This is a genomic window from Streptomyces galbus, from assembly GCF_005280195.1.
Classification (GTDB): domain Bacteria; phylum Actinomycetota; class Actinomycetes; order Streptomycetales; family Streptomycetaceae; genus Streptomyces; species Streptomyces galbus.
The window spans coordinates 20447-41907 of record NZ_SZPR01000020.1; the positions used below are offsets into that span (position 1 = coordinate 20447).

Consider the following 21461-nt stretch of genomic DNA (forward strand, 5'->3'; position numbering starts at 1 on the left):
ATCCACGAGCCGCGGGTCCCGGACGGGGTCAGCCGACGTAGAGCTTCGTCGGGTGCGGGAAGTTGGCCCGGTAGCCCTTGAGCTGCCGGATGTCCGACGGCTTGAGCTTGATGCAGCCGGCCGACTTGTAGTCGCTGTTGCCGTCCCAGCGGTACGGCTCGGACCGGCCCTGGGCGCCGCTGGGCAGCATCTCGCTGTGGATGAACAGGGCGGTGCGCGGTGTGCCGTTGCTGCACCGGGTGTCGTTGAGCAGCCAGGAGATGCCGTTGACGCCCCGGGCTCCGCCGTTGTGGTGGTTGTAGAAGGCGCGGATCGTGTATGTGCCGTTGGGCAGCCAGCCCGCGTTGCGTGCGCAGGAGTTCCGGCTGCCGTTGCCGGAGCCCGCCCGCCAGCTGGCCACCGTGAAGCTGTGCACCCGGTCGCCGTTCCACTGCACGTAGACCAGGCTGAGCCGGGAGTTGGAGGGGTTGCTGCTGTTCTTCTTGAACGACAGGTAGGTGTAGTTGTCGCCGGCCGCGGCGGCCGTCCCGGCCGCCCGGGTGGTGGTGCCGTCCGTGGCCGCGGTGGCCGCCGTGGCCGGCAGCACCCCGACCACGGTGAGGGCGGCTCCTGCCGCCGCCACGGCCGCGAGAGCCGATCGGCCGTTCCCCCGTACTGCGCGCATGTGTGTTCCCCTTCTCGCGCGTCGTCCGTGCGGTCCCGCGGAGGTGCGGGGCCGCGCTGCACCGACACCGTACGGAGAACGGGGCGCCGGGGTCGTCCCGTGGCAGTGGGGGATCGTCCCTCAACTTCCGCCCTACATGGCGAAGTTGGCCTCAACCGGGCTTGTGGCGGGCGCGCCCGGTCCGGGTCGCCGGGGGGGGGGGGGCGGCGGCCGCCTGGGCCGCCGGACGGCTCAGCCGGCGAAGAAGTCCGCCAGGGCCGCGGCCAGGTCCTGCGGGGCCTCTTCGGCGACGTGGTGGCCGGAGTCGACGCCGTGGCCGCGGACGTCCGTCGCCCAGTCGCGCCAGATCCGCACCGGATCGCCGTAGAGCTGCTCCAGGTCGTCCCGCAGCGACCACAGGATCAGCGCCGGGCACCGCACGCGCGTGCCGGCGGCCCGGTCCTCCTCCTCGTGCCGGCGGTCGACGGTGAGGCCCGCCCGGTAGTCCTCCAGCATCGCGCGCACCACCTCCGGGTCGCGGGTGGCCTCCCGGAACTCGTCGTGGTTCTCCTGTCCCATGACCCGCGGGTCGCCCCGGTACCAGGCGTCCGGGTCGGCGTTGATGACGCGCTCCGGGGTGTCCGGCTGGGCGAAGAAGAACCAGTGCCACCACTGGGTCGCGAACTCCGGTGTGATGCGCGCCAGGTGCTCGCTGAGCGGCAGGCCGTCGATCAGCGCCACCCGTTCCACCGCCCCCGGGTGGTCAAGGACCAGGCGGAACGCGACGGCGGCCCCGCGGTCGTGCCCGACGAGCGCGAACCGTTCGTGACCCAGCGCCCGCATCACCGCCACCACGTCGGCGGCCACCGCCCGCTTGGAGTGGGCGCTGTGGTCCGGCGCCGGGGCCGGGCCCCGGGAGCGGCCGTAGCCGCGCAGGTCCGGGCAGACCACGGTGAAGCCGCGGTCCACCAGCAGCGGGGCCACCCGGTGCCACGTGGCGGACGTACGGGGATGGCCGTGCAGCAGCACCACCGGCGGCCCGTCCCCGCCGTACCGCACGAAGACGGACGCCTCACCGGTCTCGACGTACCTGGTCCGGAATCCCTCGAACACGCTCGCGTGCCTCCCGCCCTTGTCCCGACGTCAGGGGTGACCCGCCGTCCTCGTCCGTGCCGCCGAGGACCGCGGGCGCAGCGCTGTGGGTTCCCCGCGTGGCGGCGCCGACACCGTGGCGGGCGGCCGCTCGGGGACGCCGCGGGGCCGACTCGGCGTCGGCAAAGGCACCGGCCGGGCGGGCGTAGCGTAGGTGTATGGCGAAGTACGGATCCTTTCCCGGTGCGCGGCCGCGGCGGCTGCGGACCAGTCCGGTCATGCGGCGGATGGTCGCCGAGACGCGGCTGCACCCCGCCGACTTCATCCTCCCCGCGTTCGTGCGGGAGGGCGTGAGCGAGCCGGTGCCGATCGGGGCCATGCCCGGGGTCGTGCAGCACACCCGCGACAGCCTGCGGAAGGCCGCCGTTGAGGCCGCCGAGGCCGGGGTCTCCGGCATCATGCTGTTCGGCGTGCCGGAGGACACCAAGAAGGACGCCCTCGGCACCGCCGGGACCGACCCCGACGGCATCCTCCAGGTCGCCCTGCGCGACGTGCGGGCCGAGGTCGGCGACGACCTGCTCGTGATGGCCGACCTGTGCCTCGACGAGTTCACCGACCACGGGCACTGCGGTGTCCTGGACGACCAGGGCCGGGTCGACAACGACGCCACCCTGGAGCGGTACGCCGAGATGGCGCAGGTGCAGGCCGACGCCGGCGCCCACGTCGTCGGGCCGAGCGGGATGATGGACGGGCAGATCGGCGTCATCCGCGACGCCCTCGACCAGATCGGCCGCGAGGACGTGGCGATCCTCGCCTACACCGCCAAGTACTCCTCCGCCTTCTTCGGCCCCTTCCGCGAGGCCGTCGGGTCCTCCCTGCGCGGTGACCGGCAGACGTACCAGCAGGACCCCGCCAACTGGCGCGAGTCGCTGCGCGAGCTCGCCCTCGACCTCGAGGAGGGCGCTGACATGGTCATGGTCAAGCCGGCCGGCCCGTACCTCGACATCCTCGCCCGGGTCGCCGACGCCGTGGACGTGCCCGTCGCCGCGTACCAGGTCTCGGGCGAGTACGCGATGATCGAGGCCGCCGCCGAGAAGGGCTGGATCGACCGCGACCGCGCCATCCTGGAGTCGCTCACCGGCATCAAGCGGGCCGGCGCCCGCACGATCCTCACCTACTGGGCGACGGAGGTCGCCCGGACGCTGGGCTGACCCCGGAAGGGGGGTCTCCGGGCACCTTCACGTGCCCTCAGGAGTTAGGTTGTCGACCACTTCCGCGCTTGTGCGTGGACGACACCGACCTGCTCATGACCCAGGGGGACCCCCATGCCAGGTGACGCGCTCGACCACGACCCCGCCGAGCTGCGCAGACGGATCGACACCAGCAGGGCCCATCCGGCGCGGGTGTACGACGTCTTCCTCGGCGGCAAGGACAACTACCCCGTCGACCGGGCCGCCGCGGCCGCCGGCCTCGCCGCCAACCCGCGCGGCTACCTCGACGTCCGTCACAACCGCGACTTCCTGCGCCGCGCGGTGACCGCGCTGGCCCAGGAGGACGGCATCCGCCAGTGGCTGGACATCGGCACCGGCCTGCCCACCGCCGAGAACGTCCACCAGATCGCCCAGCGGATCATCCCCGACTCCCGTGTGGTCTACGTCGACAACGACCCCGTCGTCCTCGCCCACGCGCGGGCGCTGCTCACCTCGGGGTCCGAGGGCCGCACCGACTACATCGACGCCGACCTGAAGAGCCCCGCGCAGATCCTCGAACAGGCCGCCAAGACCCTCGACTTCGACCGGCCGGTCGCACTGTGCCTGGTGGCGATCCTGCACTTCATCGAGGACGAGGAGGCGTACCCGATCGTCCGGGAACTGGTGGACGCGCTGCCCGCCGGCAGCCGGCTGGTGCTCAGCCACCTCACCGACGACCTCAACCCGGAGAACATCCGCGCCGTCCAACGCACCTACACCGAGCGCGGGTTCACCTTCGTGCTGCGCCCGCGCGCGGACGTCGAGCGGTTCTTCACCGGCAACGGCCTGACGCTCGCCGAGCCCGGCGTGGTCCCGGTGCACCACTGGCGCTCCGAGCCCGCCCCGGTCCCCGAGCAGCCCGACCCGGCGTACCTGGCCTCCCTCGACGACATCGAGAAGGTCCGCTACCACGACATAAACGACGTGACGGACGCCGACATCAACGTGTACGGGGGCGTGGCGGCCAAGCCGTGACCGCAGCGACGGCCCGGGTGGCGTCCATATCCCGAAAAGGTCATGTGTAGAGGGCACCCATCTCCCTAGGCTGCGGGCAACGCGAGGCGCCCGCCCGCAGCCGAAGGAGCCGTGTCATGACCGTCGCCCCGGAAACCGCCCGCCCCCGCGAAGCCGCCGCCCCGCCGCCGCTCGCCGCCCGCGCACGGACCGTCGGCGGGTCGCCGGTGCGTGACATCCTCGCCGTCACCGCACGCCCCGAGGTGATCAACTTCGCCGGCGGGCTGCCCGCCCCGGACGTCTTCGACCGGGCCGGGGTGGCCGCCGCCTTCCGGTACGTGCTCGACGAACTCCCCGCGCAGGCCCTGCAGTACGCCACCACCGAGGGCGAACCCGCCCTGCGCGGCCTCCTCGCCGCCCGGCACACGGCCCGCGGACTCGCCACCGAGCCCGACGACCTGCTCGTCACCACCGGCTCCCAGCAGGCCCTCTCCCTCCTCGCCGGCGCGCTCCTCGACCCCGGCGACACCGTCCTCGTCGAGGAACCCTGCTACCTCGCCGCCCTCCAGGTCTTCGGCCTCGCCGGCGCCCGCGTCCTCGCCGTCCCCGGCGACGCCGACGGCCCCGACCCGGACGCCCTCGCCGGCCTCGTCACGCGCGAGCGGCCCAAGCTGCTCTACACCGTCCCCACCTTCCAGAACCCCACCGGCCGCACCCTGCCCGCCGACCGCCGCGCCGCGCTCGCCGCCGTCGCCGCCCGCCACGGCCTGTGGATCGTCGAGGACGACCCGTACGGCGAACTGCGCTACGAGGGCGAGCGCGTGCCCTGGATCGCGGCCCACGACGACGCCCGCGACCGCACCGTGCTGCTCGGCTCCTTCTCCAAGGTCATGGCGCCCGGACTGCGCCTGGGCTGGCTGCGCGCCCCCGCCGAGCTGCGCCGCGCCTGCGCCGTCGCCAAGCAGGCCGCCGACCTGCACACCCCGACCGTGAACCAGCTCGCCGCCGCGCGCTACCTCACGGAGTACGACCTCGACGCGCACGTCGCCAGGGTGGCCGGCGTCTACCGCGAGCGCCGGGACGCCATGCTCGCCGCCCTGCCCGGCGCGCTCCCCGAGGGCTCCACCTGGAACCGCCCCGAGGGCGGCATGTTCCTCTGGGCGCGGCTGCCGGAGCCGTACGACACCACCGCGCTGCTGCCCCGGGTCGTCGCGGAGAACGTGGCCTACGTCCCCGGCGCGCCCTTCTACGCCGGCGCCCCCGACCCGGCCACGCTGCGGCTGTGCTTCGTCACCCAGACCCCGGAGGAGATCACGAAGGGCCTGCGCCGCCTGGGCCGCGGCCTGCTGGGGGGCTGATCGCCCAGGGGTGGGCTCAATCCCACCAGAAGGTCCAGGCGTGCTCGCCGACCAGCCCCTCGGCGTAGGCGTCGAGCGTGCCCGGGCCGCTCTGCAGGACGTTGTCCGGGCAGAACGCGAAGTGCTCCGCCGCCACCTGCGCGGCCTCCGTGGGGGTGGCCGGCGGAGCGGCGACGGACGCGACCAGGACGTCGAAGCCGAGGCCGACGACGCGCAGCCCGAAGCGGTCCTCCCAGGTGCGCAGCACGGCGCACAGCCGCGCGACGTCGTTCTCGTGGTTCAGCGGGCCCGTCCAGCCGACGGCCGCGGGTATGTCGGCGCTGCGGCGGGCGGACACCAGGGCCAGGTGCGGGTCCTTGAACCAGGAGGGGCACTCGGCGGACAGCCCGTCGGCGATCTCCGCGGCCCGCACGTCCGGCGTGGCGGTGGCCCCGGGCCTGCTCTCACCGAGCCCGGGCCAGGCCTCGTCCTCGGCGGCGCACTCCTCCCAGTACTCGGCCAGCACCTCGTCCGGGTCGTGGTCCCCCGGGTACGACACCTCGCCGGGCCGCAGCTCCCAGCCCTCGGGCCCGCCCTGCGACCCGCCGAGGTCCACGAGCACGGGCAGCAGCCCCGCCCGCGCCGCGGGCCCGCCGAGCGCGCTCCAGGTGCCGGGCGCGGCCGACTTGTCGGCGTGCCACAACAGGGGCTCGTGCCACGGCCCGTCCTCCGTGACGTCGACGAGCCGCCCCGGCGGGAGCCGGAGCCCGAGCGAGCGGCCACTCGGATCGGTGGCCAGGAGGGGCAGCGGATTGGGAAGAGTCGCCATGCCGCCGACTGTAGGGGGACCCACTGACAACGGGCCGCCCGCGCGGGTCACTTCACGGCGTGGGCGAGGAAGTCGGTCCAGGTGGCGGGGGTGATGTGGAGGGTGGGGGCGTGGTGGTCCTGGGCGGTCTTGGAGTCGCGGACGTGGATGGTGTGGGGGGTGACGGCGACTTCGAGGCACTGGCCGCCGTCGCTGCCGCTGTAGGTCGACTTGAACCACTGAAGCGCTTCGCTGTTCATCGCTCTCCTAGCAGGCGGTCGAGCAGGCGCAGCGAATCCTGGGTGGTCATGGCCTGCGTCCGCAGCATCGCATATCTGCGCGCGAGGATGGATACCTCGTCCGGGCTGGAGACCCACTGGCTTCCGCGCTGCGATTCGGTGTAGGCCACGTGCTGGTGGTCCGGTGTTTCAAGGAGCGTGAAGGGACCGTCCAGCCCGGCGTGCATCGGGCTGTCGAGCGGGAGGATCTGGAGCGACAGATTGGGCAGCGAGGAACAGTTACGCAGGTGCCGGAGCTGCTCCCTGTAAGTCTCCTCGGTGCCGATCCGCAGATGGAGAACCGGCTCCCAGAGCATGAAGCTCAGCGTCGGCGGACACCTGCGCTGCAAAATCTCCTGGCGGTCGAGCCGCAGCCGCAGGACGGTCTCCAATTCGCCCTCGACGTACGCCGGGATGCGGTTGAGCAACACGCACCGGGCGAACGCAGCCGTCTGGAGCAGGCCCGGGATGACGGCGTTGTCGTAGAACGACAGCGCAATGGCAACGCGCTCCTGCTCCATGTACTCCTCGGCCCATAACGGGAACTGGTCGATGTCCGGGAGGTTGGCGACGCCGGTGGACAGCAGGCCCTTGGTCTGGAGGATCTCGTCGAGGAGGTGGGCGAGGTCGGACTTGAGGGAACGGCGGCCCTGTTCGATGGAGGCGATCGTCTCCTCGTCCAGGCGGACCATCTCGCCGAGGGCGCTCTGGGTGAGGCCGGCGGCCCGGCGAGCGGTGCCGAGTTGGCGGCCGAGCATCTTCATGGAGGAGAGGTTCTTCTTCGGCGGGAGCTTCCTGGCGTTCATGGTGGGTCCCATCCCCCGAGGCATCCGTACGCGACCCGGTAGGAACCCGTACAAAAATTCCGTACGGGTTCACCGAGTGATCCACGGTAGTGACGGTGAGCGACAGTCGTCCTGTGAACGAGACGATCCAACTCCCGCCGCTGAGGCAGAGGTTCTTCCGACGGGAGCGCAGGTCCGTGCCGCGGGCGCGGAGGTTCGCGGACGAGACGCTGACGGGCTGGGGCCTGGCCGGGTGGGAGCGGACCGGGGACGTGTTGCTGTGCGTGAGCGAGCTGGTGACGAACGCGGTGGTCCACGGGGTGCCGCCGGGACGGCAGTTGCTGGTGTTCCTCAGGTGGGACGGCAGGGTGCTGCACGTCGAGGTCCATGACAGTGGCGGCGGCGAACCGCGTGCGAGGGACGGGAAGCCCTGCGACGAGGGCGGCCGGGGCCTGCTGCTGGTGACGCTGCTCAGCGACAAGTGGGGCGTGCGGCAGCGGGAGTTCGGCAAGGCGGTGTGGTGCGAGTTCGCGTCCGACTCAGGCTGACGTGAGGTGGGCTGTGAGCCTGCGGAGTTGTGTCCAGGGGTCGGTGTCGGGGCTGTCGGCGAAGAGGTAGTGCAGGGCCGGGGCGCTGGGGCGGCCGAGTCGGCGAGGGGGCGTGGGGAGGGGCGGGCGGCCGGCGTGGGCGAGGCCCACGGAGTGCACGTCCCGTGCTCCGAGAGTGAACGACAAGGGCACGGGCGGGACTTCGAGCCCCGGCACGAACGTCAGGTCCGAGCGTCCCGGCTGGAGGGTGGTGAGCATCGTCGTGAGGCGGTGCTCGGTCACTAGGAGTTCCGCGACGGATTCGACGGCGTCGCTCGGCACGTCCGTGGGGGAGGCGTATCCCAGGCTGAGGGTGACGTCCTGGGCGACACCGGCCGTCGTGCGCGAGACGCGCAGGGTGGCGATGCCCGGGCGGTCCGGTTGGCCGATCGCCACAACGTGCGTCGGGGCGGGTGCGCGGGTCCGGGCGAGGTCCGTGAGCTGTGCCGGTGACCAGGGGAGGTTGACGGGTTCCGCGGTACTCCAGCCGACGGGTGGCGCGCCGGTCAGGTGGTGCCAGGCTGCGTCCAGGCCCAGGCCGATCGTGAGGTCGGCGTCGGGGGCGTGGACGGTGCGGAAGGTGAGGGTGAGCCGACGTTCGGAGGTGGCCGCGGGCACGGGCGGCTCGGTGCCGGCCGCAGCTGTGAACGTGCCGTCCCGCCAAGCGAGCCGAATGCCGGACAAGCCGTCGTGATAGCCGCCTTGCGGGTCCTGCACGACCCACCGGTTGGGGGAGCCGCCGAGGGCGCGGCGCAACGGGAGTGTCAGTCGGGTGTGCGGCGGGGTGACCAGGTGCAGCGCGCGGTTCGCCGCGATGGCGGTCCGGAGCGTGTCGGCGAGCCGGGTGGTGAGGGGCAGGACGGGACGGTCGGAGAGGACGACGGCCGTCGACTCCGTCAGGACGTCGACGGAGGCCGCGAAGCCGTCAGGACGGGCGGCGTCGGTACGGTCCTGGTCCCCTGGTATCTCGACGGCGCGGGTCGTCGCCGTGTGCCGGGGCCACACCGTGCCACCGAGCAGGGTCGTCAGGCGTCCGCCGACCGAGCCCGCGAGTGCCGTCGCCTCCGGTACGGCGGAGGAGGCGCGGGTCTCCGTCCACCAATAGGGGAGCGGGGGAGCAGTGACCTCCGGGCCGAGCAGGCGTTCCGCTTCACCCGGGGTGTGGACGAGCAGCGGTGCGTCGACGGCGACGAGAGGCACGCCGTCCGGGCTGCACAGCTGAACGACTCCTCCACTGTGGTCCTCGGTCAGGCTCAGCCCAGGCCCACCGGCGAAGAACCCGACCAGCAGCGAGCGCGGGTCCGGCATCTTGGGGGTGAGCACGATGACGTCTTGGGCCACGCGGGTGCCTCAGTCCCTCTTTGTGTTCCGCTCGCTTGCCTCTTACTTTCCACACCGTTGCCGTCAGGTCGCGAACTCGCCGACCCAACTGCGCTGCAACAAGTGGAGGGGAAGGTATTCCGACTGGACCTCGATGGGGCGGCCGGCGTCATAGGCGAGGCACGCGATGGCAAGGGGGGCAAGGGCAACGTCCCCTGCACTGGTCTCCTGTCGCTCTTCCACGTCTGCTGTCCAGTAGTCCTTGTGCAGTTGGACAGCCTGTGCGAGAGCTTCGTTGAACGTGACGGGGTCCCGACTGATGAAGCGGAAGAAGAGATTGACCGGCGGGTAGAGAAGCTTGAGCATCATCTCCCGATCGACGAACTGGAGTCGATCCGGGTCGGTACCGTCGAATGCGGCGGTCAGCTTCTCGCCCAAGCCCGGCCGCTCCAGCCAGTACGTCTGGAGGGCGTCAACCCAGTGATAGACGTATTCCTCAAACACCGCACCCGAGGCCCGTAGGGTCTCGACCGGCACGTGGCTCAGCTGGGTCATCCTCGCCTGGTCACGGCAGATGACCGCCAACCAGAAGGCGTCGAGCCAGGTACCGGCGTCCACGAAGTGAGTGACGCCGACGGCGGGGATGGTTCGCACCTCATGGCCGATCATGCACTGAACAGTCGAGCCCTGGGGTGCGAGAGCTGAGGAGAACAGGGCTGAGCCGATCTGCATGGCCATGACCCAGGACTCCCACGTCTCGAGTTTGTCCGCGGTGGGGTCGCTGCGGCACTGCGACTTAGCGGTGCCCACAGCATTGGCGAACGTCAACCCGAAACTGCTGGGGTGAGCCTCCAACTGCTCCACGCGCTTGAGCGTGCGCTCGTTACGTACCTTGCGGAGCCTGTCGGGATCGGGGTGGCTGGCATCGAGGGCCGGCCGGGTGATCGTCGTCGGCATGGCGCCACTCCCTCAGTTGGTGATGTCGAACTGCTTCATCCGGTAGCCAGCGTACTGAGCGCCGTGCGCATCAGCCTTGACGAGGACGTAGTCCACTTTGCCCTGGTCGAGTGCCGTACCGAGATCGTCCGCCAACTGGCGTTCGGCGTCGGCCTCGTCGAACATGCCTCTGTCTTCGTACCTCTCAGCTCGCTGTTGCATCTCGTAAAGGATCGTTTCGAAGTACTCCCGCGACCCCTGAGTCACCATTCGGCCGTCGAGACCTTTCCGTACGCCGAGCCTGGCTCTGAGTGATCCCTTCGCCTCGACAACGACATATCTGCCGCCCGGTCTCCGGTAGATCTGATCGAACCGGTTGTTCCCGAACGCCCCGTCGTCCACGCGGACGGCGTCGGGATAGTGCTCCGGTACCGCGTGCTGCTCTGCGACCGTTTCGCCGAACAGCTCGCTCTGCCGGTTCATGTCCGCATGCAGTGGCGAGTGCTCCGCGTCCGCCCGCTGCATGGCTTCGGCGAGCTCGTCCGTGCGGTGAACCGCGTATGCCTTCTCCGCCGCTTCCATCTTCTTTTCCGCCGCCTGGTCGAGGGCGATCGCCTCGTTCCGCTTGGCCGCCTGTCCGTCCAAATGGTGCAGGATGTCATGGTTGACGGCGGATCGTTGCCCCGTTACGGGGTCATTGTGCAGATAACGCTCTGCGACGGGTGGTGGCAGGTCGTCCTTGAGTATCCATTGAGAGGGGTTGTCCGGGTCAGGTACGAGCTGGGGCAACTCCTGCCCGAACCCCCCACTGGACGAAGTGGACCGACGGTATCCGTTGGACCGGTAATGCTCCCTGAACCACTGTGGATCATTGTTCGCTCGCTCGACCTGCTGTCGCATGATCTCGCGCGGCTCCAGCGGGTCATGGCCTGCGGAGTGCGGGGATCCCGGGCCACCGCTGCCCGTGTGTCCGCCCACCGACTGCCCGTGCGTTCCTGCATCGGCAGCTCCGTTGGCCCCAGCGGACCTGGCGCCGACGCCGACCGGCTGCTGGGCGTCGTTTGCCGCAGCGCCCAGCGTGGACCGGTCATGGGCAGACGGTTCGTGGGCCGCCTCCCCCGCGTGCTGGCGGATCGTTCCGTCCGCGTTCAGGACGTCGCCCGTCCTCGTGTCGAGGTAGACGCGGTGGCCCGCGTCGTCGACCAGTTCCGCGGCGTGTTCCGGGATCGCGGGCGGGCGTTCCGCCAGGGGTGCGTCGGGCAGGGCGTACGTGGCGCCCGTGCGCAGGTCCTTGAGCTTGCTGAACGCGTCGCCGACCTTGACGAAGGCGAACTTGCCCGCCTTGCCGGCGTACGTCATGGGGTCGATGGCCCGGCCGACCTTGCCCACGACCGACAGGGTGCGGGCGGCGGCGCCCGTCCTGGCCGCACCGGAGGCCGCCGAGCCCGCGCCCTCCGTGCCGAGGACCGTGAGCACGTTGAACGTGACGGCGCCGGCCGCGCGGGCGGGGTTGGTCTGCCACGTGTCCCACGCGACCAGGCCCTTGACCATCCCCTTGTGCGCCTCGCGCGACTCACGCAGCCACGCGGGCTGCCGGTCTGCGGGCACCAGCCACCACGTGCCGAACGTCGCCGACGTCAGCGCGGACGCCGTGCCGAGCTTGGCCAGGTTCTTCCACGCCTCGCCCGCCGCGTGCGAGCCGTCCGAGCCGAACAGCGTGCCCACCCCGTGGATCGTGCCGATCACGCCGTCGGTCCAGATGCCCTCCCACACCTGCCCGGCCTCGTGGCGGAGCCAGCCCCAGCCCTCGTACTCCCGCTCGGCCGGGGCACCCCACGGGGTCTGCCGGGCGTGGTCGAGGTCGTCGGCGCGGTAGCCGTACATGCTGTCGCCGTGCGAGCCGTCGTCGACGGTGAGCTTCTGCCCGCCGATCAGCCCCATGATCTTGTTGTAGGCCCGCCGCTCGGCGGCCTGGAACGCGGCGACCGCGTGGTTGACCTCCCGCCACAGCGCGTTGTTGCGGTCGACCTTGTCCTGATCCTTGCGCCAGTCCTCGTCCCCGCTCACCGAGGCGACGAACGCCGTCGCGTCCGCCTTCAGCGTCTCCAGCCGGTCGACCAGCGGCTGCACCTCGGCGCTGTACTCGGACAGGGCCGACACGACCTTCTCCAGGTCGTCGGCGAACGCGTCCGACTTCGCCCGCACCGGCTCCGTCGAGGACAGCAAGTCCCCCGCCTCCGGAGCGTGGTAGACGGCCCCCAGCCCCTGGAACGTGGTGTGGATGTCCGCACCCGACGCCCTGAACTGCGCCGCGTTCGCCGTCAGCAGCATCACGTCGACGTCCAGCGTGGACAGGTCCCCGATGAAGTGCGGAATGCCCGACGGGTCGATCAGCGTCGCCCCGTCGCTCACCTGTCCACCCTCGGCAGGTCCACCTTCGGCTCCTTGGCCGCCTCCCGCTGCGCCGTCGCCGCCATCGTGAGGTCACCCTGAATGTAATGCCCGGTGGCTTCCGCGGCTCCGTTCACCGAACGCGACGTGCGGTCCGAGAGGTAGATGAGATCCCGCGTCCAGTGCTCCAGGAACGCACTCAGCGCGGCGCCGACCAGACCCGCCGTGCTCGCGTAGGGACCGTACTGATCGGTCAGCGTTCCCGCGGCCGACGCCGCCTCCTCCAGGTTGTCCTGCATCGCCGTACCCGTGTCCGACAGGTTCTTCGCCACCGTGCCGGTGTTCCGCAGAACCCCGCGCACCCCCGCGACGTCGATGTCCCAGCCCGTCACACTGCCCCCGTGAATCCGCGTGCGCCGTCGATCATCGAACATGTTGTCGCACGCCATGTTGCATGCGCAACGCGGATCCGTGGCCGGTGGCCGGATCCGTGCGGCACGTGACGGCAGGGAACGACAACGCGGCGGCCCCGCCGGAAGGGTCCCGGCGGGGCCGCTATTGCAGGCTTCCTGACCCGACGTCAGAGCCGCTCGGGCGTCCTGATGCCCAGCAGGGCCATGCCCCGGTGCAGGGTCTTCGCCGTCACGTCGCACAGGAACAGGCGGTTCTCCACCTGGGCCGGGGTGTCCGCCTTCAGGACCGGGCATTTGTCGTAGAACGACGTGTACAGCGACGCCAGTTGGTAGAGGTACGCCGTCAGCTTGTGCGGGGCGTACTCGGCGGCCGCCTCCCCCACCGTCTCCGCGAACGCGTCCACGTGCAGGCCCAGGGCCCGCTCCGCCGGGTGGAGTTGCAGGTCCGGGTGGGCCGCGGGGCGGACCTCGCCGGCCTTGCGGAGGATGGAGTGGATGCGGGCGTAGGCGTACTGGAGGTAGACCGACGTGTCGCCGTTGAGGGAGACCATCTGGTCCAGGTCGAACTTGTAGTCGCGGGCCGCCGACGTCGACAGGTCCGCGTACTTCACCGCGCCGATGCCCACCTGGGTGCCCCGCTCGGCGATCTCCTCCTCGCCCAGCAGGTCCTGGGTGTCCTTCTCGCGCACCACGGCCGTCGCCCGGTCGATCGCCTCGTCGAGGAGGTCGACGAGCTTGACCGTCTCGCCCTCACGCGTCTTGAACGGCTTGCCGTCCTTGCCGAGGACCGTGCCGAAGGCGAGCTGGACCGCCTTGACGTCGTCGTTCAGCCAGCCGGCCCGGCGGGCCGTCTCGAAGACCATCCGGAAGTGCAGGGACTGCCGGGCGTCCACCACGTACAGCAGCGTGTCCGCCTTGAGGTGGAAGACGCGGTCGCGGATCGCGGACAGGTCGGTCGCCGCGTAGCCGTAGCCGCCGTCGGACTTCTGCACGATCAGCGGGACCGGCTTGCCGTCGGGGCCCTTGATGTCGTCGAAGAACACGCACAGCGCGCCCTCCGAGCGGACCGCCACCCCGGACTCCTCCAGCAGGCGGCACGTCTCGGCCAGCATGTCGTTGTACCCGGACTCGCCGACGATGTCGGCGTCCCGGATCTCCATGTCCAGCTTCTCGAACACGGAGAAGAAGTAGATCTTCGACTCGTCGACGAACTTCTGCCAGATCGCCAGCGTGTGCTCGTCGCCCGCCTGCAGGTCCACCACGCGGCGCCGGGCGCGCGTCTTGAACTCCTCGTCGGAGTCGAACTTCCGGCGCGCGGCCTTGTAGAGGCGGTCCAGGCTGGACATCGCCTCCTCGCCGCTCACCTCGGCGCCGCCGTGGTCCAGTTCGTGCGGGTGCTCGTCCAGGTACTGGATGAGCATGCCGAACTGGGTGCCCCAGTCGCCGATGTGGTGCCGGCGCACCACCGACTCCCCGGTGAACTCCAGCAGCCGGACCACCGCGTCGCCGATGACCGCGGACCGCAGGTGACCGACGTGCATCTCCTTCGCCACGTTCGGCTGGGCGTAGTCGATCACCGTGGTGCCCGGCTCCGACGCGAGCGGCACACCGAGGCGGCCGGTGTCGTCCGCGTACCGCGCGGCCAGGTTCCGCACGATCGCCCCGTCCGCGACGGTGACGTTCAGGAAGCCGGGACCCGACACCTCGACGTCCGCGATCACGTCACCGGTGACCACCCGGGAGACGACCTGCGCCGCCAGCTCCCGCGGGTTCGCGCCGGCCTTCTTCGCCAGGGCCAGCATGCCGTTGGCCTGGTAGTCCGCCCGGTCGCTTCGTCGCAGCAGCGGGTCCGCGGAACCGGCCTCGGGCAGGGCGGCCGAGATCGCGGACGACAGGTGCTGCTGGACGGAGTCGCTGAGGGACGTGACCGAGGCCATAGGAGTGGGTGCCGTTCTCCTCGTGGGATGGATAGACCCGCCCAGTATCCCACGGGGGGTAAAGCCGTTTTCCCGGTCAGGGCGCCGTCTGGGAGTATGGGGAGGTCCGATCCCCTTCCAGCAACAGATCAGAGGACGTGCCGATCGTGGCTCAGAGCACCGAGACCACCGACTGGGTCTCCCGTTTCGCGGACGAGGTCATCGAGGCGTCGGAGCGCCGGGCCCCGGGCAAACCGGTCGTCGTCGCGTCCGGGCTCTCCCCGTCCGGCCCGATCCACCTCGGCAACCTCCGCGAGGTCATGACCCCGCACCTGGTCGCCGACGAGATCCGCCGCCGCGGGTACCAGGTGCGCCACCTGATCTCCTGGGACGACTACGACCGCTACCGCAAGGTCCCGGAGGGCGTCCCCGGCGTCGACAAGACCTGGTCCGAGCACATCGGCAAGCCGCTCACCTCGGTGCCCGCCCCCCAGGGGTCCCCGCACCCCAACTGGGCCGAGCACTTCAAGGCGGCGATGGCCGCCTCGCTCACCGAGCTGGGGGTCGAGTACGACGGGATCAGCCAGACCGCGCAGTACACCTCCGGCGTCTACCGCGAGCAGATCCTGCACGCCATGAAGCACCGCGCCGACATCGACGCCGTGCTCGCCCAGTACCGCACCAAGCCCAAGACCGGACCCAAGCAGTCGCAGAAGCCCCTCGACGAGGCCGAACTGGAGGCCGCCGAGGGCTCCGGCGCCGCCGCCGAGGACGACGGCTCCTCCGGCTCCGCCGGGTACTTCCCGTACAAGCCGTACTGCGGCAACTGCGAGAAGGACCTCACCACCGTCACCTCCTACGACGACGACACCACCGAGCTGACCTACACCTGCTCGGCGTGCGGCTTCTCGGAGACCGTGCGGCTGGAGGAGTTCAACCGCGGCAAGCTGGTCTGGAAGGTCGACTGGCCCATGCGCTGGGCCTACGAGGGCGTCGTCTTCGAGCCCAGCGGCGTCGACCACTCCTCGCCCGGCTCCAGCTTCCAGGTCGGCGGGCAGATCGTCGGCATCTTCGGCGGCGAGCAGCCCATCGGGCCGATGTACGCCTTCGTCGGCATCTCCGGCATGGCCAAGATGTCCTCCTCCCGGGGCGGCGTACCCACCCCCGCCGACGCGCTGCAGATCATGGAGCCCCAGCTGCTGCGCTGGCTCTACGCCCGCCGCCGGCCCAACCAGTCGTTCAAGATCGCCTTCGACCAGGAGATCCAGCGGCTCTACGACGAGTGGGACAAGCTCGACGCCAAGGTCGCCGACGGCACCGCGCTGCCCGCCGACGCCGCCGCCCACTCCCGCGCCGTGCGCACCGCCGCCGGTGAGCTGCCGCGCACCCCGCGGCCGCTGCCGTACCGGACGCTGGCCTCCGTCGCCGACATCACCGCCGGCCACGCCGACCAGGCGCTGCGCATCCTCAGCGAACTCGACCCCGACCAGCCGCTCGGCTCGCTCGACGAGGCACGGCCCCGGTACGACAAGGCCGAGGCGTGGATCAACACCCACGTGCCCGCCGACCAGCGCACCATCGTGCGCGAGGAGCCCGACGCCGACCTGCTGAAGTCCCTCGACGACCGCGGCCGGGAATCCGTACGGCTGCTGCTCGACGGGCTGGCCGACCACTGGTCGCTGGACGGGCTGACGCACCTCGTCTACGGCGTGCCCAAGGTCCAGGCCGGGTTCTCCGCCGACGCCACGCCCAAGGAACTGCCCGCCGAGATCAAGACCGCCCAGCGGGCGTTCTTCGCGCTGCTCTACCACCTGCTGGTGGGCCGGGACACCGGCCCGCGCCTGCCGACCCTGCTGCTGGCCGTCGGCCAGGACCGGGTACGGCGGCTGCTCGGCGAGTAGGCGGGCAGGCGAGCAGCCCGGTGCCGCACGCATGACGAAGGGGGCCCTCCACCGGGAGGGCCCCCTTCCTGCGTGCTCACCGCCACCGCTGGGGCTCAGGCGATGTGGTCCTCCTCCAGCTCCGCGTTGTAGCGGTTCGTGAAGCGGTTCACCATGCGCTTGGCGTCCTCCGGGAGCAGCGCCAGACCGAACTCCGCCTCCACGTTCTCGCTCAGCTCACGGGCCGTCGGATAGCCGCTGCCACTGCTGATCGACTGCTTGAAGACCTGGTAGTAGTCCTCCTCGGTCGGCTCCGGGGCACCCCCGCCCTCACCGAGCTCCCGGGTGCGGCCCGGGGCCACCGGGATGGGGAAGCTGCCCGTCTCCTCCCCAGAGGGCTCCGGCTCCTCCGGCGGCGGCTCCTGCAGGTACTGGTCCTGGTACTGCTCGGCCTGCTGCTGCTCCTCGTACCAGTCCGCGTACTGCGCTTCCGGGTCGTAGTCGGGGTCGTAACCCCCGTGGTACTCGATCTGCCGCGGGTCACGGGCGTGCAGCCACGGACTCACCTCGGGCTCCGGCTCGGCCACCGGCTCGGAGCGCCGCGCCGGGCCCGGCACCGCCGCCGGGGCCACCGGGGCCGGCCCGGCCGCCGTACGACCGCCCGCCGCCACACCGGCGAACTCCGGCACGGCCGCCAGCGCCTGCTGCTGCGGCGGAGCCGGCGGCAGCAGCACCGGCTCGATGCCCGCCGCCGCCAGACCCGCCGGCGCCGTCTCCGCGAGCGGCACCCCGTACCGCGCCAGCCGCAACGGCATCAACGACTCCACCGGGGCCTTGCGCCGCCACGCCCGGCCGAAGCGCGAGCGCAGCCGCGCCTGGTAGACGAGACGTTCCTGCTCCAGCTTGATGACCTGCTCGTACGAGCGCAGCTCCCACAGCTTCATGCGCCGCCACAGCAGGAACGTCGGCACCGGGGACAGCAGCCAGCGGGTCAGCCGCACACCCTCCATGTGCTTGTCCGCCGTGATGTCCGCGATCCGGCCGATCGCATGGCGCGCCGCCTCCACCGACACCACGAACAGCACCGGGATGACGGCGTGCATGCCCACGCCCAGCGGGTCCGGCCAGGCCGCCGCACCGTTGAACGCGATGGTCGCCGCCGTCAGCAGCCACGCCGTCTGCCGCAGCAGCGGGAAGGGGATGCGGATCCACGTCAGCAGCAGGTCCAGCGCCAGCAGGACACAGATGCCGGCGTCGATGCCGACCGGGAACACGTACGAGAAGTTCCCGAAGCCCTTCTTGATGGCCAGCTCCCGGACCGCCGCGTACGAACCGGCGAAACCGATGCCGGCGATGATCACGGCGCCGGTCACCACCACGCCGATGAGAACGCGGTGCATCCGAGTCAGCTGTATCGGCGCTGCCACTCGTACTCCCCTCCCACTGCGTGTCGTTGCGCGCAACAGAGTGGCACATGTGTGCGGCGCACGTGGTGCCGGACCGTCAGCTCTTCGCAGAAGCGGACGGAGAGGCTCCCGCGGCCGCCGCCTTCGCGGGGGACGCCGAAGGGGACACCGACGGGGACGCGGAAGGCGCCGACGACGCCTTCGACGACTTCGACGGCGACGCCGACGCCGATGGCTGCCCGGACGAACCACCCGACGAGGCACCGCCGTCGCCCTCGCCGTTGGCCGCGCGGACCGACGCCACCGCCTCCTTCGCCGCCTTCTCGGCCCCCTTCACCAGGGTGTCCGCGGCGGGCGTCTTGTCACCGGCCAGACCCGCGCCGTTGTAGTCGACCGTGACGACCACGTTCTCCACCCGGGCGACGACCGTCTGCTGCTTGAAGGCGCCCTCCTTCTTCTTCAGGTCGTACCGCACCACCGTCGCCTGGTCACCGGTGCCGGCCACCGCCTGCGACGTCGTGCCCTTGGCGCCCGCCACGCTCTGCGCGTCCTTGACCTGCTTCGCGTAGTACTCCTGCGCCAGCCGGTCACCGGCGCCGCGCGTCGCGTCCGACTCGAAGCGCAGCAGCGACACGTTCAGCCAGCGGAACTGCGAGCCCTTCACACCGTTGTTGTCCAGGCTGCTCCAGGAGCAGCTCGCCCGGTCCGCCGGATCGGTGGACGTGCCCTGCTTGGCCTTCGCCTTCGGCACCAGCTCCGTGAGCGTCTTCGCGGACAGCGTCGCGCACGCCTTCGGCAGCGCCTGGAACGCCGCCGCCTGCACCGTCGGCGTCGCGCTCGCCGACGGGCCGGACGCCGAGGAGCCGCCCGAGTCCGCCCGGGCCGTGCCGCCCGAACCCGCGGAGTCGTCGGAACCGGAGTCCGAGGAGCAGGCCGCGGCGAACAGCAGCACGGGGAGGGCGGCCGCGGCGGCCAGGGCGCGGTTCACGCCGCCGGCCCGCGCCGCACGCCGCACCCGCCGCTCACCGCGGTCGGTCGGGGCGCATCGCTCCCCGCGGTCGGTCCGGTCGCTCAGGTCGTCTCGCTGGGCTCGTCGCTGCATGGTTCCTTCACTCATGACGCTCGTGGTTCCTGCGGTCGGATCGGGTCCGGTCGGTCCGGTCGGATCGGGTCCGAGGGGCCACGGTACGCGCTGGACCAGCCGTGCGGCTCCGGATCCCGGCCCCCGCCGCCACGCCCGCCGGGCGCCTAACCGGCGAGCGCGTCGGCGAGCTGGGAGGCCAGTTTCCGCGCCTTGTCCTGCATTTCCTTGCTGTCCGGGACCGCGCCGACGGTGGCCGGCTGCTCCTCGTACTGCAGGGTCACGATGACGTTGGACGTGCGGAACGCCACAGTGATCGTGCGCTGTTTCGCCGTCGAACCCGAGCTGCTGAGGACGTCGTTGAGGAACGCCTCGTCACCCAGGTCGTCCAGCACGCGCGGCTGCAGGTCGGCCGGGGCGGTCGACGACGACGCCGACGGAGCGGGGGCGCCGGTGCCGGACGGGGACGCGCTCACGCCCGCCGACGGGGTGCCGCTGCCCGTGTCGCTCGGCGCGGGCTCCGGCAGATCGGCCGCGTCCCGCTCGCCGGCGAAGAGCTGCTCCGCCTGCGCGTCGTCGCTGACCGAGTTCGCGTAGGACACCACGCGCTCGAAGTCCACCGAGAGGTGGTCGGTGGCGTCGCTCGACTCGACCTTCCAGCGGCAACCGACCTTGCGGTCCGTGTCGAAGGTGAGCGTGGGGGAGCCGTCGTAGGCCGCCTCGCGCTGCTGCTGGTCCGCGAGCTGCCCGATGCCCGGCAGGAGCGCGTCGAGGGTGCCCCGCGGGACCGCGCCGCACGGCTCGGGCAGCGTGGCGTACCTGCCGGGCTGGGCGGGCGCGGCGACCGTGCCGGTCTGGCCGGACTTGGAGTTGTCGTCGGAACCGCTGTCGTCCGAACCGCCGGTGCAGCCGGCCAGCAGCGCCGCGAGGAGGGCGGCGACGCCGGTTACGTACGCCTTCCGCTGCACGGTCGGCTCCTCTCGGGGTGGGTGGCCTGCTCGCGGAGTCCAGTGTCCCCGCTGGTAATTGCGTTGCCGGGCGGGGGTGGCTCCTGGAGACAATGTGTATCGCACGCACCACCGCGCACGCCGGTCCGGCGTCCCTTTCGCCGCTCTTGGTGCCTGTTTTGCGCTTCATCACTTCTGTCTTTTTCACGGGGGAACGAGGACGTCATGTCGTACGTCGAGATGCCGGGCGCCAAGGTGCCGATCCGGATGTGGGCCGACCCGGCCACCGTCGAGGAGGGCGCGCTCCAGCAGCTCCGCAACGTCGCGACGCTGCCGTGGATCAAGGGCCTGGCCGTGATGCCGGACGTCCACTACGGCAAGGGCGCGACGGTCGGCTCGGTCATCGCCATGCAGGGCGCGGTGTGCCCCGCGGCGGTGGGCGTGGACATCGGCTGCGGCATGTCGGCGGTGAAGACGTCCCTGACCGCGAACGACCTGCCGGGCGACCTGTCCCGCCTGCGCTCCCGCATCGAACAGGCGATCCCGGTGGGCCGGGGGATGCACGCGGACCCGGTGGACCCGGGGGGCTTCCACGGGCTGGCCACGGCGGGGTGGGAGGACTTCTGGGGGCGGTTCGACCGGGTCGCCGAGGCGGTGCGCTTCCGCAGGGAGCGTGCGGCCGCCCAGATGGGAACCCTTGGCCAGGGCAATCACTTCGTTGAAGTTTGCATCGATTCATCCGATTCGGTGTGGCTGATGCTGCACTCCGGCTCCCGCAACATCGGCAAGGAGCTCGCCGAGCACCACATCGGCATCGCGCAGCGCCTGCCGCACAACCAGGGCCTCGTCGACCGCGACCTCGCCGTGTTCGTGGCGGACACCCCGCAGATGGCGGCCTACCGCAACGACCTGTTCTGGGCGCAGGAGTACGCCAAGTACAACCGCACCCTGATGATGGCGCTGCTCAAGGACGTCGTCCGCAAGGAGTTCAAGAAGGCGAAGCCCACCTTCGAGCAGGAGATCTCCTGCCACCACAACTACGTGGCGGAGGAGCGGTACGAGGGCATGGACCTGCTGGTGACCCGCAAGGGCGCCATCCGGGCCGGCTCGGGCGACTACGGGATCATCCCGGGCTCGATGGGCACGGGCTCGTACATCGTGAAGGGCCTCGGCAACGAGAAGTCCTTCAACTCCGCCTCGCACGGCGCCGGTCGGCGGATGAGCCGCAACGCCGCCAAGCGCCGCTTCTCCACCAAGGACCTGGAGGAGCAGACGCGGGGCGTGGAGTGCCGCAAGGACTCCGGTGTGGTGGACGAGATCCCGGGCGCCTACAAGCCGATCGAGCAGGTCATCGACCAGCAGCGGGACCTCGTGGAGGTCGTGGCGAAGCTGAAGCAGGTCGTGTGCGTGAAGGGCTGACGTGAGGGGCCCCGGGAC

Annotated in this window: 19 protein-coding genes; 6 read left to right on the forward strand and 13 right to left on the reverse strand. The window is 71.2% G+C overall.

The genetic code is table 11. The features are described from left to right. Positions 1–28: 28 nt before the first annotated feature. Together E4U92_RS25700 and E4U92_RS25705 are read right to left on the reverse strand one after the other, a co-directional pair. Positions 29–664, reverse strand: coding sequence for a L,D-transpeptidase family protein (locus E4U92_RS25700; protein WP_137302846.1), 636 nt, complete (start codon positions 662–664; stop codon positions 29–31). 231 nt (positions 665–895) lie between these two features. After that, positions 896–1756, reverse strand: coding sequence for an alpha/beta fold hydrolase (locus E4U92_RS25705; RefSeq protein ID WP_137302847.1), 861 nt, complete (start codon positions 1754–1756; stop codon positions 896–898). A 197-nt stretch (positions 1757–1953) separates the two neighbouring features. On the opposite strand from E4U92_RS25705, the gene hemB reads away from it, so the two are divergent. The 3 genes from hemB (at position 1954) to E4U92_RS25720 (ending at position 5297) form a co-directional block, all read left to right on the forward strand. Continuing rightward, the gene (gene hemB / locus E4U92_RS25710; RefSeq protein ID WP_137302848.1) at positions 1954–2946 is read left to right on the forward strand and encodes a porphobilinogen synthase; all 993 of its coding nucleotides are present in this window, start codon (positions 1954–1956) and stop codon (positions 2944–2946) included. 114 nt (positions 2947–3060) lie between these two features. Further along, positions 3061–3960, forward strand: a complete 900-nt coding sequence (locus tag E4U92_RS25715; RefSeq protein WP_137302849.1) for an SAM-dependent methyltransferase — start codon at positions 3061–3063, stop codon at positions 3958–3960. A gap of 116 nt (positions 3961–4076) precedes the next feature. Beyond that, entirely contained in the window at positions 4077–5297 is a 1221-nt protein-coding gene (locus tag E4U92_RS25720; RefSeq protein WP_137302850.1) for an aminotransferase-like domain-containing protein, read from the forward strand. A gap of 16 nt (positions 5298–5313) precedes the next feature. Here the strand turns inward: E4U92_RS25720 and E4U92_RS25725 are convergent, their stop codons facing one another. Genes E4U92_RS25725 through E4U92_RS25735 form a run of 3 tightly spaced genes read right to left on the reverse strand, consistent with a single transcriptional unit; the run spans position 5314 to position 7168 of the window. Continuing rightward, complete coding sequence (locus tag E4U92_RS25725; RefSeq protein ID WP_137302851.1) at positions 5314–6105, reverse strand: DUF4253 domain-containing protein; 792 nt, start codon at positions 6103–6105, stop codon at positions 5314–5316. Between the two features lie 47 nt (positions 6106–6152). Continuing rightward, positions 6153–6344: a DUF397 domain-containing protein gene (locus E4U92_RS25730; RefSeq protein WP_137302852.1), complete on the reverse strand. Its 192-nt coding sequence runs from the start codon at positions 6342–6344 to the stop codon at positions 6153–6155. Continuing rightward, on the reverse strand, positions 6341–7168 hold the full coding sequence (locus tag E4U92_RS25735) for a helix-turn-helix domain-containing protein (RefSeq protein WP_137302853.1): 828 nt from the start codon (positions 7166–7168) through the stop codon (positions 6341–6343). Before E4U92_RS25735 ends, E4U92_RS25730 begins: the two co-directional genes overlap by 4 nt. Positions 7169–7281: 113 nt before the next feature. On the opposite strand from E4U92_RS25735, the gene E4U92_RS25740 reads away from it, so the two are divergent. Continuing rightward, the gene (locus E4U92_RS25740) at positions 7282–7695 is read left to right on the forward strand and encodes an ATP-binding protein (RefSeq protein ID WP_137302854.1); all 414 of its coding nucleotides are present in this window, start codon (positions 7282–7284) and stop codon (positions 7693–7695) included. On the opposite strand, the gene E4U92_RS25745 is transcribed toward E4U92_RS25740, so the two are convergent. From E4U92_RS25745 to argS, 5 genes are all read right to left on the reverse strand, one after another. After that, entirely contained in the window at positions 7687–9075 is a 1389-nt protein-coding gene (locus tag E4U92_RS25745) for a DUF6177 family protein (protein ID WP_137302855.1), read from the reverse strand. The two genes, E4U92_RS25740 and E4U92_RS25745, sit on opposite strands and share 9 nt — an antisense overlap. 63 nt (positions 9076–9138) lie before the next feature. Beyond that, on the reverse strand, positions 9139–10011 hold the full coding sequence (locus E4U92_RS25750) for an immunity 49 family protein (protein WP_137302856.1): 873 nt from the start codon (positions 10009–10011) through the stop codon (positions 9139–9141). Between the two features lie 12 nt (positions 10012–10023). Further along, complete coding sequence (locus E4U92_RS25755; protein ID WP_137302857.1) at positions 10024–12402, reverse strand: hypothetical protein; 2379 nt, start codon at positions 12400–12402, stop codon at positions 10024–10026. Beyond that, positions 12399–12830 (reverse strand): DUF6507 family protein, encoded by a 432-nt coding sequence (locus E4U92_RS25760; RefSeq protein WP_206666481.1) that lies wholly within the window; start codon positions 12828–12830, stop codon positions 12399–12401. Before E4U92_RS25760 ends, E4U92_RS25755 begins: the two co-directional genes overlap by 4 nt. Before the next feature lie 131 nt (positions 12831–12961). Beyond that, the gene (gene argS, locus E4U92_RS25765) at positions 12962–14731 is read right to left on the reverse strand and encodes an arginine--tRNA ligase (protein ID WP_137302859.1); all 1770 of its coding nucleotides are present in this window, start codon (positions 14729–14731) and stop codon (positions 12962–12964) included. A 137-nt stretch (positions 14732–14868) separates the two neighbouring features. Here argS and lysS point away from each other — a divergent pair, with 137 nt between their 5' ends. Next, positions 14869–16611, forward strand: a complete 1743-nt coding sequence (gene lysS, locus E4U92_RS25770; RefSeq protein ID WP_137302860.1) for a lysine--tRNA ligase — start codon at positions 14869–14871, stop codon at positions 16609–16611. A gap of 95 nt (positions 16612–16706) precedes the next feature. Here lysS and E4U92_RS25775 read toward each other — a convergent pair whose 3' ends face one another. The 3 genes from E4U92_RS25775 to E4U92_RS25785 form a co-directional block, all read right to left on the reverse strand. Beyond that, entirely contained in the window at positions 16707–17990 is a 1284-nt protein-coding gene (locus E4U92_RS25775; protein ID WP_137302861.1) for a DUF2637 domain-containing protein, read from the reverse strand. 103 nt (positions 17991–18093) lie between these two features. Continuing rightward, entirely contained in the window at positions 18094–19113 is a 1020-nt protein-coding gene (locus E4U92_RS25780) for a DUF3558 domain-containing protein (RefSeq protein WP_137302862.1), read from the reverse strand. A gap of 131 nt (positions 19114–19244) precedes the next feature. Next, complete coding sequence (locus tag E4U92_RS25785) at positions 19245–20045, reverse strand: DUF3558 domain-containing protein (protein ID WP_137302863.1); 801 nt, start codon at positions 20043–20045, stop codon at positions 19245–19247. 204 nt (positions 20046–20249) lie between these two features. Between E4U92_RS25785 and E4U92_RS25790 the strand changes: the two genes are divergently transcribed. After that, positions 20250–21443: an RtcB family protein gene (locus E4U92_RS25790; protein WP_137302864.1), complete on the forward strand. Its 1194-nt coding sequence runs from the start codon at positions 20250–20252 to the stop codon at positions 21441–21443. Positions 21444–21461 lie beyond the last annotated feature (18 nt).

Excerpts from the sequence above, each read along its gene's own strand:
- hemB (WP_137302848.1), top strand. The coding sequence starts at position 1,954 with ATGGCGAAGTACGGATCCTTTCCCGGTGCGCGGCCGCGGCGGCTGCGG.
- E4U92_RS25735 (WP_137302853.1), bottom strand. The coding sequence starts at position 7,168 with ATGAACGCCAGGAAGCTCCCGCCGAAGAAGAACCTCTCCTCCATGAAG.
- E4U92_RS25750 (WP_137302856.1), bottom strand. The coding sequence starts at position 10,011 with ATGCCGACGACGATCACCCGGCCGGCCCTCGATGCCAGCCACCCCGAT.
- E4U92_RS25775 (WP_137302861.1), bottom strand. The coding sequence starts at position 17,990 with ATGCACCGCGTTCTCATCGGCGTGGTGGTGACCGGCGCCGTGATCATC.
- argS (WP_137302859.1), bottom strand. The coding sequence starts at position 14,731 with ATGGCCTCGGTCACGTCCCTCAGCGACTCCGTCCAGCAGCACCTGTCG.
- E4U92_RS25715 (WP_137302849.1), top strand. The coding sequence starts at position 3,061 with ATGCCAGGTGACGCGCTCGACCACGACCCCGCCGAGCTGCGCAGACGG.
- E4U92_RS25725 (WP_137302851.1), bottom strand. The coding sequence starts at position 6,105 with ATGGCGACTCTTCCCAATCCGCTGCCCCTCCTGGCCACCGATCCGAGT.
- E4U92_RS25700 (WP_137302846.1), bottom strand. The coding sequence starts at position 664 with ATGCGCGCAGTACGGGGGAACGGCCGATCGGCTCTCGCGGCCGTGGCG.
- E4U92_RS25790 (WP_137302864.1), top strand. The coding sequence starts at position 20,250 with ATGTCGTACGTCGAGATGCCGGGCGCCAAGGTGCCGATCCGGATGTGG.
- E4U92_RS25780 (WP_137302862.1), bottom strand. The coding sequence starts at position 19,113 with ATGAGTGAAGGAACCATGCAGCGACGAGCCCAGCGAGACGACCTGAGC.
- E4U92_RS25730 (WP_137302852.1), bottom strand. The coding sequence starts at position 6,344 with ATGAACAGCGAAGCGCTTCAGTGGTTCAAGTCGACCTACAGCGGCAGC.
- E4U92_RS25720 (WP_137302850.1), top strand. The coding sequence starts at position 4,077 with ATGACCGTCGCCCCGGAAACCGCCCGCCCCCGCGAAGCCGCCGCCCCG.
- E4U92_RS25760 (WP_206666481.1), bottom strand. The coding sequence starts at position 12,830 with ATGGCGTGCGACAACATGTTCGATGATCGACGGCGCACGCGGATTCAC.